The 15,349-nt window shown below is 64.9% G+C and carries 14 protein-coding genes; 5 read left to right on the top strand and 9 right to left on the bottom strand.

The features are described 5' to 3' along the window. The first annotated feature begins 12 nt into the window (after window positions 1–12). Window positions 13–846 (top strand): SMP-30/gluconolactonase/LRE family protein, encoded by an 834-nt coding sequence (locus ACSQ23_RS07405; protein ID WP_436090215.1) that lies wholly within the window; start codon window positions 13–15, stop codon window positions 844–846. A gap of 135 nt (window positions 847–981) precedes the next feature. On the opposite strand, the gene ACSQ23_RS07400 is transcribed toward ACSQ23_RS07405, so the two are convergent. The 3 genes from ACSQ23_RS07400 to ppa all read right to left on the bottom strand — a co-directional run bounded on the left by ACSQ23_RS07400 (window position 982) and on the right by ppa (window position 3,745). Continuing rightward, window positions 982–1,602 (bottom strand): chloramphenicol phosphotransferase CPT family protein, encoded by a 621-nt coding sequence (locus tag ACSQ23_RS07400; protein ID WP_436090214.1) that lies wholly within the window; start codon window positions 1,600–1,602, stop codon window positions 982–984. Window positions 1,603–1,755: 153 nt separating this feature from the next. Further along, complete coding sequence (locus tag ACSQ23_RS07395) at window positions 1,756–3,132, bottom strand: serine hydrolase (RefSeq protein ID WP_436090213.1); 1,377 nt, start codon at window positions 3,130–3,132, stop codon at window positions 1,756–1,758. A gap of 79 nt (window positions 3,133–3,211) precedes the next feature. Further along, window positions 3,212–3,745 carry an inorganic diphosphatase gene (gene ppa, locus ACSQ23_RS07390; RefSeq protein ID WP_055874708.1) on the bottom strand — a complete coding sequence of 178 codons (534 nt, stop codon included), beginning with the start codon at window positions 3,743–3,745 and terminating at the stop codon, window positions 3,212–3,214. Window positions 3,746–3,952: 207 nt separating this feature from the next. Here ppa and ACSQ23_RS07385 point away from each other — a divergent pair, with 207 nt between their 5' ends. After that, window positions 3,953–4,522, top strand: coding sequence for a hypothetical protein (locus ACSQ23_RS07385; protein ID WP_055874705.1), 570 nt, complete (start codon window positions 3,953–3,955; stop codon window positions 4,520–4,522). A gap of 266 nt (window positions 4,523–4,788) precedes the next feature. On the opposite strand, the gene ACSQ23_RS07380 is transcribed toward ACSQ23_RS07385, so the two are convergent. After that, window positions 4,789–5,106, bottom strand: a complete 318-nt coding sequence (locus tag ACSQ23_RS07380; RefSeq protein WP_069911756.1) for a heavy metal-binding domain-containing protein — start codon at window positions 5,104–5,106, stop codon at window positions 4,789–4,791. 7 nt (window positions 5,107–5,113) lie between these two features. Continuing rightward, window positions 5,114–5,545, bottom strand: coding sequence for a TerB family tellurite resistance protein (locus tag ACSQ23_RS07375; protein WP_436090212.1), 432 nt, complete (start codon window positions 5,543–5,545; stop codon window positions 5,114–5,116). A 276-nt stretch (window positions 5,546–5,821) separates the two neighbouring features. On the opposite strand from ACSQ23_RS07375, the gene ACSQ23_RS07370 reads away from it, so the two are divergent. Genes ACSQ23_RS07370 through ACSQ23_RS07360 form a run of 3 tightly spaced genes read left to right on the top strand, consistent with a single transcriptional unit; the run spans window position 5,822 to window position 11,614 of the window. After that, window positions 5,822–6,679, top strand: coding sequence for an ImuA family protein (locus tag ACSQ23_RS07370; RefSeq protein WP_436090211.1), 858 nt, complete (start codon window positions 5,822–5,824; stop codon window positions 6,677–6,679). Continuing rightward, entirely contained in the window at window positions 6,564–8,279 is a 1,716-nt protein-coding gene (locus tag ACSQ23_RS07365; protein WP_436090210.1) for a Y-family DNA polymerase, read from the top strand. Before ACSQ23_RS07370 ends, ACSQ23_RS07365 begins: the two co-directional genes overlap by 116 nt. Next, window positions 8,276–11,614, top strand: coding sequence for an error-prone DNA polymerase (locus ACSQ23_RS07360; protein ID WP_436090209.1), 3,339 nt, complete (start codon window positions 8,276–8,278; stop codon window positions 11,612–11,614). Before ACSQ23_RS07365 ends, ACSQ23_RS07360 begins: the two co-directional genes overlap by 4 nt. 154 nt (window positions 11,615–11,768) lie before the next feature. Here the strand turns inward: ACSQ23_RS07360 and ACSQ23_RS07355 are convergent, their stop codons facing one another. The 4 genes from ACSQ23_RS07355 to ACSQ23_RS07340 all read right to left on the bottom strand — a co-directional run bounded on the left by ACSQ23_RS07355 (window position 11,769) and on the right by ACSQ23_RS07340 (window position 15,303). Beyond that, window positions 11,769–12,254 carry a chemotaxis protein CheW gene (locus tag ACSQ23_RS07355; protein ID WP_436090208.1) on the bottom strand — a complete coding sequence of 162 codons (486 nt, stop codon included), beginning with the start codon at window positions 12,252–12,254 and terminating at the stop codon, window positions 11,769–11,771. A 62-nt stretch (window positions 12,255–12,316) separates the two neighbouring features. Next, window positions 12,317–14,593 carry a chemotaxis protein CheW gene (locus ACSQ23_RS07350; RefSeq protein ID WP_436090207.1) on the bottom strand — a complete coding sequence of 759 codons (2,277 nt, stop codon included), beginning with the start codon at window positions 14,591–14,593 and terminating at the stop codon, window positions 12,317–12,319. A gap of 56 nt (window positions 14,594–14,649) precedes the next feature. Next, on the bottom strand, window positions 14,650–15,009 hold the full coding sequence (locus ACSQ23_RS07345; protein WP_055874686.1) for a response regulator: 360 nt from the start codon (window positions 15,007–15,009) through the stop codon (window positions 14,650–14,652). Window positions 15,010–15,012: 3 nt separating this feature from the next. Beyond that, on the bottom strand, window positions 15,013–15,303 hold the full coding sequence (locus ACSQ23_RS07340) for an STAS domain-containing protein (protein ID WP_055874681.1): 291 nt from the start codon (window positions 15,301–15,303) through the stop codon (window positions 15,013–15,015). Window positions 15,304–15,349 lie beyond the last annotated feature (46 nt).

Raw genomic sequence — 15,349 nt, 5'->3', positions numbered from 1 at the left:
GGGAGTTTAGCGATGACCGAGATCACCCAGCTGATGGATGGAATCCTGCTCGGGGAATGCCCGCGCTGGCATGATAACAAGCTCTGGTTCGCCGACTGGGTCGGCCAGAAGCTCTACACCATCGACACCGACGGCCGCTCGACGGTCGAGGCGGAGGTGGCCTCGCTCCCCTTCTCGTTCGATTGGCTGCCCGATGGCCGCATGCTGCTGGTGCACGCCGCCGATAACGAGCTGCAGCTGCGCCAGCCCGATGGCAGCTTTGCCCGCTTTGCCGATCTCTCGAGCCTGTCGGAGCGCGGCTGCAACGAGATCACCGTGCACCCGGCCGGCCACATCTACGTCAACAATGTCGATTTCGATTTCCCCGGCGGCGAGTTCCGCCCCGGCTTCATCGCGCTGGTCGAACCCGACGGCACGAGCCGCAAGGTCGCCGAGGGCCTCGCCTTCCCCAATGGCATGGCGATTCTCGCCGATGGCAGGACGCTGGTCTGCGCCGAATCGTTCAACGGCAACCTCACCACCTTCGACATCGCCGAGGACGGGAGCCTTTCCAATCGCCGGCTCTGGGGCAATGTCGGGCAGTACGGCAATGACGGGATCTGCGCCGATGCCGAAGGCGCCATCTGGACCTCCACCGGCCCTACTGTGCTGCGCATCCGCGATGGCGGCGAGATCGTCGAGAAGTTCGAGCTCGACCGCATGTGCTTTGCCGTGATGCTCGGCGGCCCCGATGGCAAGACGCTCTACATGGTTGCCAACGAGTGGACCGGCAGCGTCGATGTCAGCAAGCCCACCGGCCGGGTGTTCAGCACCAGGGTTGCCGTGCCTCATGCGGGGTATCCTTAGGGGCTGTAAGCCGCGAACGCCGGTGGCTGTGGACCCCCACCCTTGATCCCTCCCCGCAAGGGGGAGGGAGACGCAAACTGAGATGCTGGTGTGAGGGTCTCCCTCCACCTTGCGGGGAGGGGACAGGGGTGGGGGTCAGCCCGCGCCGGCGCTAGTTGCCGCCAGCCGCTCGAACGCACTCGGCCTCGCCGGCGCGGCCAGCACTACCGCAATCGCCGCAACGCACTGCTCCGGCGTCATCACTGAGCTGTCCACCTCGAGATCATAGATCCCCGGCTGGTGCACCGCCTCCTGCCAGCGCCGCACCGGCTCCGGCACGCCGTCACCTGCTACGTAGAACCCACCCTGTGGGTCGGCATTGCGGCGCGCCATGATGGTTTCGATCGGGCAGCGCACCCCGACGAACAGCACCGGCAAGCCGCTGAGCCGCCGCGCCGACGCCGGGAGAATGCCGAGTGGCCGCGAGTAGCTGTCATGGTGGCCGACATCGACCACCAGGTCCTCGCCGGCGCCTGCCCGTTCGGCGATCTCGTCGTAGAGCTCGGCATAAAGCCGCACCACGGTCGGCTCGAGGTCCGGCCGCTCACCGCCGGGCCGAAGCCCGATCCCCGGCAGCATGTCCTTGGGCAGCGCCGCGTTCATTCGGTCGACGCCGAGGTTCACCCAGCGCCCCGGCAGCTGAGCCATGAGCACCCGCGCGATCGAAGATTTCCCGGCCCGCGGCGTACCGTTGAGGATGACGATCCGTCCGCCCATTGCTGCCCTCCTATGCGCTGAAAAAGAGAAAGGCGCTCAACCCGTTAGGGGAGCGCCTTTCATTGGCTGGGATCGCGTCGCCGGGAGGGACAGCGCCCCGATCCAACCGTTGACCGATATATGTGAACCCGGTTTCACAGTTTCAAGGGGTCACTATTCAATCCGCTGACCGGCCTGATTGTAACCGCCCTGGCGCAGCGTCACCCTCGCCGCCTTGCCGTCGGCGCCGAGTTCAAAACTCAGCTGCGCATCGACCACTTTGTAGAAGAACGTCGTCTCGTTCTCGGCGAATACCGGGAGCTTTTCCTGCCCCGTCGCCTGCACGAACAGCCCGTCGCCCTCGCGCGTCACCTCGAGCACGAAGGCCGGGGTCAGGGCATATTTGCCGACATAGCGGTCGAGCAGCGCCGGATCGATCTCGGCCGCCTGGCGCAGCTTCGGCATCGGCGCCAGTGGCAGGTTTTCGGCGAGGAGGTGGAAGCCGATATCCTCGATCCCCACTGTGCTCGCCATGTTGGAGAGCACCACCACGCCCTTGCGGCTCTGCCGATCATAGCCGGCAAAGGCGTTGTAGCCGCCGGTCATGCCGTTGTGCCAGGCGATCTCGCCCTCGGGGTGGGTGAGCGTGAACCAGCCGAGCCCGACCTTGCCGCCGCTCGGGTCGGACGGCCGGGTCCGCTCCAGCATGATGGCGAAGGCCGGATCGAGCGGCGACGGCACCGCCCCGCTTGCCGCGGCAATGAACTTGCTGACATCGGCAACAGTTGAACGCAGCGCCCCGGCGCCGGCGAACACCTCGAGGTCCCAGTTGCTCACCGGGTTGCGCGCCGCGTCGTGGCCATGCGCCAGCCGTTGCTCGAGCTCGGGTGTGGTGGTCAGCGCCGTCTCGGTCATCCCCAGCGGGGTAAAGATCCGCTCGTCGAGCAGGCTCGCATAGCTTTTGCCGGTGACCTGCTCGACGGCCTGCGCCACCAGCGCCAGGCCGATATTGGAGTACTCGAACTCCGCGCCGATATCGCGCGGCAGCTGGTAGCTCTGAAGGAACTGATAGAGCGGGGCAGCCCCATAGCCGGCATAGGGGTTGGCCGGATTGGCCGCGCCGAGCCCCGGCGGCACCGAGGGCAGACCCGATGAATGCGTTACCAGGTCGAACGTGGTGATCTGCTTGCCGCCGCGTTCAGGCAGCACGATGCCCTGAGGCAGGTAATTCACGATCGGCGCATCGAGGTCGATTTTGCCGGCCAGCACCTGCTCGGCGAGCAGCACATTGGTGAACAGCTTAGTGACCGAACCGATCTCGAACACCGTGTGCTCGTCGACGGCCCCGACGTCACCGAGCGCCGGATGACCGTAGGAGACGTAGCGCGGCGCGCCGTTCTCGATCACCGCGACGGCGATGCCGACATTCTGCTCGGCCGTATCGATCCGCTCGACCAGAATCTGTTCGATCGCCGCGCCGGTCGGGCTTTGCGCCAGCGCACCGGCAGTCGACAACAGGGCGGCGGCGAGTGCGGTCAGTACGGCTTTCATCCGGTCCTCCAAGGTGAGCCCCCGATATGGGACTCACAATTGGAGAGACAAGCATTGCGCCAGGATTACCCGACTGAGCTTACTTCTCGGCCTTGGCGCGCTCGATCGATTCGAGGATCACCTGGCGGGCGTCGTCGACACCGCCGAGCTTTTCGATCTTGGCCCACTTGCCCGGCTCGAGATCCTTATAGTGGGTGAAAAAGTGCTTCACCCGCTCGAGCTGGATCGGCTGCATGTCGGTGATGTCGTTGATCCCGTCATACATCTTGGTGAGCTTGGATACCGGCACGGCGAGGATCTTCTCGTCCTTGCCGCCATCGTCTTCCATGAACAAGACGCCGAACGGCCGGCAGCGCACCACCGCGCCCGGCACCAGCGGCCGCGAGTTCATCACGATCACATCGAGCGGGTCGCCGTCACCGCACAGGGTGTGCGGCACGAAGCCGTAATTGCCCGGATAGCGCATCGGCGTATAGAGGAAACGATCGACGAACAGGGCGCCCGAGGCCTTGTCTATCTCGTACTTGATCGGCTCGCCGCCCAGCGGCACCTCGATGATGACGTTGAGGTCGTCGGGGGGATTCTTGCCGATCGGGATCGCGTCGATGTTCATTGGGTCTGCCTTAGGGTCCTGAGCGTTTCCAGGAAAAGTTGCAGACTTTTCCGGTTCGGAAGCGCGACAAACGAAAACTAAGAGACGGTCGGCGCTTCATGAAGCGGTGACCGTTTCGATTTCGCCGGGTTGTGGCCTATCCGGGGCCATGATTGCAAGGCATACGAATGCGCGGGTGGCATGCAGCCTTAAGGAGGATTTGCCGTGATGGGACGGTTTTTCGCCAGTGCGCTTTATGTCGCCGTCGGGCTTTTGCTCGCCGCACCCGCCGTCGCACAGCAGATCGAATCGAGCGAGACCAACCTCGACCTCAACATCGATTGCACGGTGATGCAGTCTGACGATTTCGGTTCCACCTGGGCCTGCACCGGGCTCAAGGGCATGCCGGTGATGGTTTCCGAGAGTGACCTCCGGATGGCCGTCTCCTACGGCCTCAACTCGACCACCGAGAAAGCGGCCAAGCAGCGGCTGCAGCCGCCCAACCGGCTGGGCGACAAGATCGAGTGGCGCGTTTCCAACGCCGATGGTTACTGGAAGCCGTTTGCCTCGATCCTCCGCTTCTTCACCAAGGGCGAGGAGGGCAAGCCCGACGGCGAGGTGCTGGTGGTGACCAGGATCAGCCCCGGCGCCACCTGCCACATCGCCTATGTCGATGCGCTGGCCAACTCAGACGCCGAAGCCTTGGCGCGCCAGGCCGCCGACAGCAAGGCGAAGGATTTCGACTGCGAGACGGATGAGCCGGAATATGTCGGCAAGTTCGAGGCCTGGACGCGCTGAGCGTTCCACACCACGGAGTCACCCCGGCGAAGGCCGGGGCCCATCCTGAGATGTTCCGATCCAGCGCTAAGGCGACAGCACCAGACGGCGCCCCAAGCTCGGTGTCATCCCTGCGAAAGCAGGGACCCAACTCGCCGCAGCGCAAGTGGATAGGTGGGTCCCAGCTTTCGCTGGGATGACAGCCGGTGGGTGGGGCACGACCGTGACTTGGCGCATATGCGCTTTCGCGGGGATGACCACCGCGGATGAGGATTAGGTGCGCGCCCCTACAGCCGCACCGCCGTGCCGGACACCGAGACCATCAGCATCGAGCCGGCCTGCCCGACCACTTCGTAATCGATATCGACCCCCACCACCGCGTCGGCCCCGAGCCGTTGCGCCTCGGCCCTGAGTTCGTCGAACGCGGTGTTGCGGGCGTCGCGCAGCGCCCCTTCATAGGCCCCGGCCCGGCCACCGACGATGTCGCGAATCCCGGCAAACAGATCCTTGAAGATATTGGCGCCGACGATCACCTCGCCGGTGACGATGCCGAGGTAATCGCGTATCGGCCGGCCCTCGAGCGTCGGCGTGGTCGAGATGATGATCATCGCGTCAGGCCCGCGCCATCTGGTTGCGCAGCACCGTGCGGTCGCGCGACGATACCCCGATCAGCTCGGCGATACGCCACACCATATTGTCCTCGAGCTCGTGGTTGCGCTTATCGGCGAACACCACCTGCCACATCATCCGGATGATCTCGACCTTCTCGCCCTCATCCAGCGAGCTCAGCGCCGAGGTGAAACGGTAGAAATCCACCGACTCCTGGTCGCGCTTGGTCGCCTCGACGATCAACTTGCTGACCTCGGTCTCGTTGAGCCCGTAATAATCCATCAGCGTCCCCGCGAGCGCCTGCCGCTCGGGATCGCTGATCTGCCCGTCGATGGCGGCGAGATGCACCAGCAAGGCGGCGACCGCCAGTTTGGGCTCCATGCTGAGCACAGTGGCATCGGGTCTCTGGAAGATGGAGCGCAACGCATCGAACATTGGGAGGAGTCCTTCGGATACTGGAGTGTTTCACCGTTTCAAGGAAACGCCGAAACGCTCCAGCTCTTATTTTGTCGCGCTTTCGAACCGGAAAAGTCTGCAACTTTTCCTGAAAGCGCTCAGGAGGAACATAGGCAGTCCCGCCCGATCGCGAAAGTGCCCGCTTGCCGCAGCGCAAGGATGTGACCGCAGCGTGCGCTGGACTCTTCTGCTTGACTCCTCACCGGACTCTGGTGTTCCCTGTTTGTTCTAATTACTGACAACAGGGAGGCTCAGATGCCGGGCCTCGCACGCCACGATCTCGATGCCTTACGACTGAAAATTGCTGCCCTGGAAAAGCGCCCGCTGCTGGCCGAAGGCGCGGCGCTGCTAGCTGAGCGGCTGGGGCAAGCTGCCAATGATAGAGGCGAGAATGCCGATCCGCTCGAGCTGCTCGCTGCTCCCAATGGGCTGCTGCACGAGGTGTTTGCCGATGAGCAGCGCCAGAGCGGCGCGGCGCTCGGCTTCACTTTCGGGCTCGCCCGGCAGCTGCTGACCTCGCAGCGACAGGCGGTGCTCTATCTGCAGCTCATGGGAGAAGGCCAGGAGCTCGGGCTGCCCTATGGCGCCGGGCTCGTGCAGTTCGGCATCGATCCGGCACGGCTGGTGATCGGCCGGATCGACAGCATGACCGAGCTGCTCTGGGCTATGGAAGAAGCCATTGCCTGCCGGGCGGTTGCCGGGGTCATCGCCGATCTCGCCAGCCACCCCAAGGCGCTGGATTTCACCGTATCGCGCCGGCTGAGCCTCCGCGCCGCCGCCGCCGGGACCTCGGCTTTCCTCGTGCGCTATGGCCGGGGCCGCGAGGCGAGCGCCGCCAAGCTCCGCTGGCGCATCTCCCCAGCGATGAGCGGGGAGCTGCCGTTCGACCCGCGCGCTCCCGGAATTCCCCGCTTCCAGGTCGAAATCGAAAAAGGCCGGCTCGGCGACAAGACGCAGCGCGCCGAAGGCAAGACCATGCTTGTGGACTGGACAGAAAATGGCTTCGTTTCAGTCGAACCCAAACGCCGCACCGGAGCTGCTGTTCACCGAACGGCGCCGCCATCTCGCCCTGTCGCTGCCCCGCTGGGCCACCGACTGTCTCAAGCGGGCTGACCCGGCGCTCGCCCAATCGTTGCGCCCGCTGGCCCTGTGGGAAAAGCAGAAGGGCGCCATGCGGCTCGCCGCGGTGGATGCGGCTGCGGCGAAAGCCAACCTGATCTCCGGGCAGAACCTCTCGGATGCACGGGCGCTGGTGCCGGAACTGGAAGTGCGCGAGATCGACCGGGCTTACCTTGAGCAGGTGTTCGCCGATTTTGCCGATTGGCATTCCAACGCCAGCCCGATCGTCGCCGTGCACACGGCAGCGGCCCCCTATGGTGACCTGGTGCTCGACATCACCGGGGTGGCCCACCTGTTCGGCGGCGAACAGAAAATGCTCGAGGTGCTGGTCAACCGACTGCGCATTCTCGGTTTTACCGTCTCCGGCGCTATCGCCGATACGGTTGGGGCGGCCTGGGCCCTGGCGCATTTCTCCGCCGGCAGCATCGTCCCCAAAGGCGAGACCGAAGCGGCGCTCGACAGCCTGCCGATCGTCGGCTTGCGGCTCGAAGAGGCGCAGGTTGCCGGGCTCAACCAGATGGGGCTCAAGACCATCGGCCAGCTCTATGGCCGGGATCGGCGGGCGCTGCAGGCCCGCTTCGGCGAAACGCTGATTTTGCGGCTCGACCAGGCGCTGGGCCGGATCGAAGAGCGGATCACCCCACGCCTGCCGATCGCCGAATATTATGCCGAGCGCCGTTTCGCCGAACCCATCGGCTACATGGACGACGTGCTGATGACGGCGCGCGACCTCGCCATCCAGCTCGGCCTGCGGCTCGAAGCCGAGGGCCTTGGGGCCCAGACCTTTCACCTCTTGCTCTATCGGGTCGACCACAAGGTGATGAACCTCACCATCAATGCCGGCCGGGCGACCCGCGACCCCAACCATATCGCCCAGCTGTTCGTGCACCGCTCCGAACGGCTCGAAGGCGAATATGACGCCGGGTTCGGTATCGACATGATCCGGCTGGCGGCCAGCTCGCTGTCCGAAGTGCAGAGCACTCAGCTTGGGGCGTTCGAGGTGCAGGATGGGGCACAGGATCTCGACCGGCTCTATGATCGGATGACCAGCCGGCTCGGCCCGCTGGCGCTCACCCGCTCGAAATTCGTCAACACCCACATCCCCGAGCGGGCCACCAAGCTCGAGCCGGTGATCGCCCAGACCGAGGATGATCCTCAGGCGCTGCCCGATCCGGAACTTCGGCGGCCGCTCCGCTTACTGCCCAATCCGGAACCGATCAACGTGATGGCGGAGGTGCCGCATGGCCCGCCGATGCGGATCATCTGGCGGCGGATCGCTTACCGTATCCTCAAGGCCTCGGGGCCGGAGCGGATCGAAGCCGAGTGGTGGCGCTCGGGCAAAAACCTCGAGGTGCTGGAAGGGCCAGAGCGTGGCAGCAAGCGGCGCGACCCGCGCGACGACCCCAAAACCGAAACGCAGAAGCCCAGGGAGCCGGAGCATGTTTCTGCCCTCGCGGCGTTCGATCCGCTGACCACGGTGCGCGACTATTACATCATCGAGGATGATGGCGGCCGGCGCTTCTGGATTTTCCGCATCGGGCTCTATGGCGCCGCCGAAGCGCCGCGCTGGTTCCTGCACGGGTTCTTCGCATGAGCCGACCCAGCTATGCCGAACTGATGGTGACGTCGAACTTCTCGTTTCTGCGAAGCGGCTCGCACCCCGAGGAACTGGTCTCGGCAGCGATCGCGCTGGGGATGAGCGGCGTCGGCATCTGCGATCGCAACAGCTTTGCCGGCGTGGTGCGCGGCTACGTGGCGCATCGCGACCTCAAAGATAAAGCGCCGGATTTTCGCTATGTCGTCGGGGTCCGGCTGTGCTTTGCCGACGATACCCCCGACATCATCGCCTACCCCTCGGATCGCGAAGCCTATGGCCGGCTCTGCCGCATGCTGAGCCGCGGCAACCTCCGCGAGGAAAGCGAAAAGGGCAAATGCGTGCTCAGCTTCGCCGACCTCGCGGATTTCATCGAGGGCCAGCTGCTGATCCTCCACTGCGACGAGACGCGCTGGGAACATTCCGGCGCCGTGCTCGAACGCCTCGCCAAGCTCAGCCCGGGCAATGTCTGGCTGGCTGCGGCCGTGACCTTCAAGGGCACCGACCGCAGCAGGCTCAACCGGCTGGCCGCGATGGCGGCGGCGGCCGGCGTGCCGCTGCTGGCGGTCAATGACGTGCTCTACCACGAGCCCAACCGCAAGATCGTCCAGGACGTCGTGACCTGCATCCGCGAGCACCTGACGCTGGAAACCGCCGGCCGCCGGCTGCAGCAGAACGCCGAGCGGCACCTGAAGCCGGCAAGCGAGATGGCCCGGCTGTTCGCCGAACATCCCGATGCAATCGCCGAGACGCAGGTGCTGCTGGATCGCATCGGCTTCAGCCTCGACCAGCTCAAATACAACTATCCGACCGAAACCATCGGCAATGGCGAGACGGCGCAGGAGACGCTGGAGCGGCTGACTTGGGTAGGGGCGCATAACCGCTATCCCGATGGGATCCCCGACGACATCAAGCGCAGCCTTTGGAGCGAGCTCTGCCTTATCGCCTACAAGGGCTATGCCTCCTACTTCCTCACCGTCGAGGATGTGGTGCGCTACGCCCGGCATGAGCTGAAAATCCTCTGCCAGGGGCGCGGCTCGGCCGCCAATTCGGCGGTCTGCTACTGCCTGGGCGTGACCGAGGTCGACCCCACCAAGGTCACCCTGGTGTTCGGCCGCTTCCTCAGCACCGAGCGCGACGAGCCGCCCGATATCGACGTCGATTTCGAGCATGAGCGGCGCGAAGAGGTGATGCAGTATGTCTACCACAAATATGGTGGTGAGCGGACCGGGCTGACCGCGACGGTCATCTCCTATCGCTCGAAGAGCGCCATCCGTGAAACCGCCAAGGTGTTCGGGATTTCCGACGACACCATCGGGGCGCTCAACCAGCTGCATTGGGGCTGGGGCAATGCCGCCGATCTGAAGGGCATCAAGATGCTGGGGCTCGATCCCGACGATCCGACCCTGACGCAGATGTTCAACGTGGTGCCGGTGTTGAAATCCTTCCCCCGCCACCTCAGCCAGCATGTCGGTGGCTTCGTCATCACCCGCGATTCGCTCGAAAGCCTGGTGCCGATTTCGAAGACGGCGATGGAGAGCCGCACCATCGTCGAGTGGGACAAGGACGATATCGATGCGCTCGGCATCCTCAAGGTCGATATCCTGGCGCTCGGCATGCTCACCTGCCTCCGCCGTTCGTTCGAGCTGCTGCACCAGCATTACGATCGCGATGTCACGCTGCCGCAGCTGATGGCCGAGGAAACCCAGCCTCACGTGAAAGCCCCGGTCTACCGGATGACGCATCGCGCCGACACCATCGGGGTGTTCCAGATCGAAAGCCGGGCGCAGATGTCGATGCTGCCGCGGCTGAAGCCGGTGGAGTTTTACGATCTCGTCATCGAAGTAGCGATCGTCCGCCCCGGCCCGATCCAGGGCGGCATGGTGCATCCCTATCTGAAGCGCCGGCAGGGACTCGAGAAGATCGAACCCATGCCTCCCGACCTCTATGCGGTGATGAAGCGCACCTATGGCGTGCCGCTGTTCCAGGAACAGGCGATGCAGATCGCCATCGTTGCCGCCGGTTTCACCCCCGGCGAAGCCGACAAGCTGCGCCGCGCCATGGCGACATTCCGGCGCAACGGCACTATCCATACGCTGAAGGACCGCTTCCTCAGCGGCATGAAGACCAACGGTTATGCCGAGGACTTTGCCCGGCGCTGCTTCGCCCAGATCGAGGGTTTTGGCGATTACGGTTTTCCGGAAAGCCATGCCGCCTCGTTTGCGCTGCTGGTCTATGCCTCGTGCTGGATGAAGTGCCACTACCCCGATGTGTTCGCCTGCGCCCTGCTCAACAGCCAGCCGATGGGGTTTTACTCGCCGGCGCAGATCGTCCGCGACGCCGTCGAGCACGGAGTCGAGATGCGGGTCGCCGACGTCAACCGCTCGGACTGGCTGCATGTGCTGGAAGACGGCACACCGGCCAGCGAACGGCTCGCGAAGCAACATGCCGAGATGCGCGACGATATCCTGTCGACCAAGGCGATCCGGCTGGGGCTCAGGCAGGTCATCGGGCTGAAGCAGGATCATGCCAACCTGATCGTCGCCCGCCGCGGTGATGGCTACGCCTCGATCCGCGACCTCTGGGTGCGGACCGGCATTCCGGTGGCGACGCTGGAAAAGCTGGCCGAGGCCGACGCCTTCGGCTCGCTGGGGCTCAACCGGCGCGAGGCGCTCTGGGTGGTGCGCGGGCTCAACGGCGTGGCTGGAGCTGAGCAGCTGCCGCTATTCGCGATCTCGAAGAAAGTGTCGAAACCTGACGATGCCGAGAGCGACCTGCCGATGATGGCCCCGGGAGAATCGGTGGTGCACGACTACCGGACACTGTCGCTGTCGCTTAAGGGGCACCCGGTGGGGTTCCTCCGCCCCGAACTCGACCGGCGCGGCATCCTGCGCTGCGCCGACCTGATCGACAGACCGAACGGCGCCATCGTCGAAACTGCCGGCCTGGTGCTGGTGCGCCAGCAACCGGGCACGGCAAGCGGAGTGATCTTCATGACGCTGGAGGACGAAACCGGCATCGCCAATATCATCGTGTGGAACAAGACCTTCGACAATAATCGCCGCGTCGTGCTCGGTTCACGCCTGCTGGCGGTGCGGGGTCAGCTGCAGCGCGAAGGCCTCGTCACCCATCTCGTCTCCCGCAGCTTCACCGATTTCACCCCCAGTCTGCTCGACCTGGCACAAGGCCTCGACATCGGCAACGGGGTTATGGCGCATGACGACGAGGGGCGGAGCGGTCCGCAACCCGGCCGCGACGAGGGCGAGCGCCGACGCCGCGAACAGCTCGACCGCGAGGCGTATGCTGCGCTGCCGTCAGGTCGGAATTTTCATTAGGCGCTCAGTCTTGGCGTGAGACACCGGCGGTGGCTGGGTGGCCTTCTCCCCTTGTGGGAGAAGGCGCTCGCTCCACCGCCGGTGTCTCACACATCCGAAAGCAAAAGGGCCGCCCTCGCGGACGGCCCTTGCAGCTTTCAGCGATGGCTCCGCCTCAGCTGTCCATCTTCGCCCCGGACACCACCGCGTGCAGGTCGATCAGCCCGACCATGCGGCTTTCGTGCGTCACGATGCCGTTCAACAGTTCGGTGTCGATCGAGTTGCCCTCGGGCACGTTGTGGATGTCGGTCTTGGCGACGGTCAGGATGTCGGACACCGCGTCCACCAGGATCCCCACCCACTTTTCGCCGACGCTCATCACCACCACGACGTGGTTCTTGGTCGGCGAGGTCTGGCCTTCGCCGAAGCGGGCGCGCAGGTCGAAGATCGGCACGATCGTGCCGCGCAGGTTAATCACCCCGCGCACGAACTCGCGGGTGTTGGGCAGTGGCGTCGCGCCGTTCCAGGCGCGGATCTCGCGCACCGTGGTGATTTCCACGCCGTACGTCTGCTCGCCGATCGAGAACGCGATCAGCTGCAGCGAGTTGGCGGCAGCCGTGACGCTGCCCGAGATGTCGTCCTTGAATGCGAGGGATTCCATTTGGTCTTCTGCCTTTCCTGCCGGCCTCCTGGCCGGCGTCAGATCTGTGGTTCAGCGCTGCCTCAGGCAGCGCTCTTGTGAGCCGCGGTGGCGGATTTCAAACCCTGCACGTCGACGATCAGCGCTACGTTGCCGTCGCCGAGAATGGTGCCACCGGCGATGCCTTCGATCGACTGGAAGTTCTCCTCCAGCGATTTGATCACCACCTGCTGCTGGCCGATGATGTCGTCGACGATCACCGCCACCTTCACCCCGCCTTCGGCCTCGCACAGCACCACGAAGCGGTTGTCGCGCTCGACCTCGGTGGTCATCTCGAAGCGCGACGCCAGGTCCACCACCTGCACATATTCGCCGCGTACCTGCAGCACCTGCCCACCCGTGGGCATGCGCGAGAAATTGGCCCGGGCGCACTGGATGGTCTCGACGATCGACGAGAGCGGGATCACGTAGGGCGAACCCGCCACCTTCACCAGCATGACGTCGAGCACCGCGAGGGTCAGCGGCAGGCGCAGCGTCATCCGCGTGCCCTTGCCGGTCCAGCTCTTCACGTGCACCGAGCCGCCGATCTTCTTGATGTTACTGAGCACCACGTCCATGCCGACGCCGCGGCCGGAAATGTCGGAAACCTCGGACGCGGTCGAGAAGCCCGGCGCGAAGATCAACTGGTCGATCTGCTCGTCGCTCAGCGCCTGCTCCGGCCCCACCACGCCGCGGTCGCGCGCCACCTGCAGCACGCGCTCGCGGTTGATGCCGCCGCCATCGTCTTCCACCGCGATCAGGATGTTGCCGCCCGCCTGCTCGGCCGACAGCCGGATCGCCCCGGACTCGTTCTTGCCCGCGGCCAACCGCTTTTCCGGACTCTCGATGCCGTGGTCGGCCGAGTTGCGGATCATGTGGGTCAGTGGGTCGGAAAGCTGCTCGATGATCGTCTTGTCGATCTCGGTATTCTCGCCGATGGTTTCGAGCCGGATCTTCTTGCCGGTCTTCGTCGCCAGTTCGCGCACCAGCCGTGGCATGCGCGAGAACACCGTCTTCACCGGTTGGGCGCGAATCGCCATCACCGAATCCTGCAGGCCGCGCGTCGTCTGCGCCAGCACTTCGAGGCCGCGCACCAGTTCCTGGTAGCGGGCGCGCAGCGTCTCATCCATCTGCTGGGTGAGCATCGACTGGGTGATCACCAGTTCGCCCACCATGTTGACCACGCGGTCGATCTTGTCGAGATCGACGCGGATCGACTGCACGCCATTGCGCCGATCCTCGGCGCCCGAACGGCGGTCGTTCTCGCCTTCGAATTCCTCGGCGGGAGCCGCCTGCTTCAGCGGCGGCGGCATCAGCGGCGGCGCCGCCTTCAGCGCCGGCTTCAGGCTTTCGGCGAGATCGGCAAAGCTCAACAGCTCGGCCGTCGGGGTGGCCTCGACCTCGGCAATGGCAGCCACCGGCTCCGTCACATCGGCCGTCAGCTCGGCAAACGATGGCATCGCCTCGATCTGCGCATCAAGCGCTGCTTCCGCCACCGGCGCTTCGCCGCGGGTGATCTCGAGATCGCAATTGCCCTCGACGAACTCGAACACCTCGGCGATCGCCGCCTCGGTCACGGTGTCGGAGCTGAGCGTGATCTCCCAGCTGCAATAGACCCCGAACGGCTCGAAATCGGCCAGCGCCGGAATCTCGTCGAGCACCGCCCGCACCTTGATATCACCCAGCGTTCCGAGCTCGCGCAGCAACAGCAGCGGGTCGTTGGCCCGGGCGTAAAGCTCGGAATGCGGGGTGAAACGGATGATCCAGTGCCCGGTTTCCAGCGCCAGCGGCGGCGCCTCGAAGGCATCGTCGAGCACGGCAAGGCTCAGCGGCTCCTCGGCCACGACATCGTCGTCCTCGGCGCCGGCGATGGTCACCATGACCGGCACGAAGTCGATGTCGAACTCTTCCATCGGCTCGCCGGCCATATCCGGGTCGCCCGAGGTCAGCGCGTCGAACTGGTGCTTTTCCTCGGCGCCGTAGCCGGCCTCGAGCTCGGTGCCGTCCTTGGCCGCCGCGACGAAATCGGCGACGATGTCGTTGGCGCGGATGCAGAGCGCCGCCACCGGCTCCGAGAGCTCCACCCGTCCGTCACGGACATGGTCGAGCAGCGTCTCATAGGCGTGCGCGAACCCGACCAGCCCCTGGAAACCGAACGCTCCACCACCACCCTTGATCGAGTGGATGGCGCGGAACACCGCGTTCAGCCGGTCGCTCGAGCGGTCGCCCTCTTCGATGGCGGCGAACTGCTCTTCAAGTTCGAGCAGCAGCTCCGAGCACTCGTCGAAATAGGTGGCCTTGAAGTCGTCGAGGTCGCTCATGGACTAGTCACGAACCCTTCTGGGTTGCCGGGAAGGCGAGAGAGGCGCGGTGGAACTCAGTGCACCACGCGGTGGATGACCGAGATCAGTTTCTCCGGGTCGAACGGCTTGACGATCCAGCCGGTGCCGCCGGCAGCGCGGCCCTGGTCGCGCTTGTCCTGGCTGGTTTCGGTGGTGAGGATGAGGATGGGCAGCGAATTGTGCATGCCCGAGGCGCGGACGTTCTTGATGAACTCGATCCCGTCCATCACCGGCATGTTGATGTCGGTGATCACCACATCGACGCTCTCGTTCTTGAGCACGTCGAGGCCCTTCTGGCCGTCTTCGGCCTGCAGCACCTCGAAGCCCGCATTGCTGAGCGTATGGTGCAGCATGGCGAGAATGGTTCGGGAATCGTCAACCGTCAGTACACGCATGAATTACCCTTCCATGATCGCGGCGAACGGGGCCTGAAGCCCCAGCCGCGAAACAGCCAGCCGGAACGCCTCGCTGGGCGCGCTGACCGAAAATGCGAAATTGTTGCGACGGGCGGTCTCGGCGGCACTCAGCAGCATGAACAGCGCGTTGGTCGCCACCCGTTCGATCGCTGCCCCCGAGACCGTAACCGGTCCGGATTCGATAGCGTCGACCAGCTCGTCACGAATAGGATCGAGCGCGTCGAGATCGACGATCGCCGGCAAGGCGATAGTTTTGCTGCGTGCCTGAGCCATCTACTTGGCTGCCCCCGTGGACTTCTGCCCGGCGCCAGCATCCGAT

Origin of the sequence: Devosia sp. LjRoot16 (assembly GCF_964252795.1) — a bacterium.
In the GTDB taxonomy this organism is placed as follows: domain Bacteria; phylum Pseudomonadota; class Alphaproteobacteria; order Rhizobiales; family Devosiaceae; genus Devosia_A.
The sequence above is the reverse complement of the archived record's forward strand: the minus strand, read 5'-3'. Positions and strand labels throughout refer to the sequence as shown.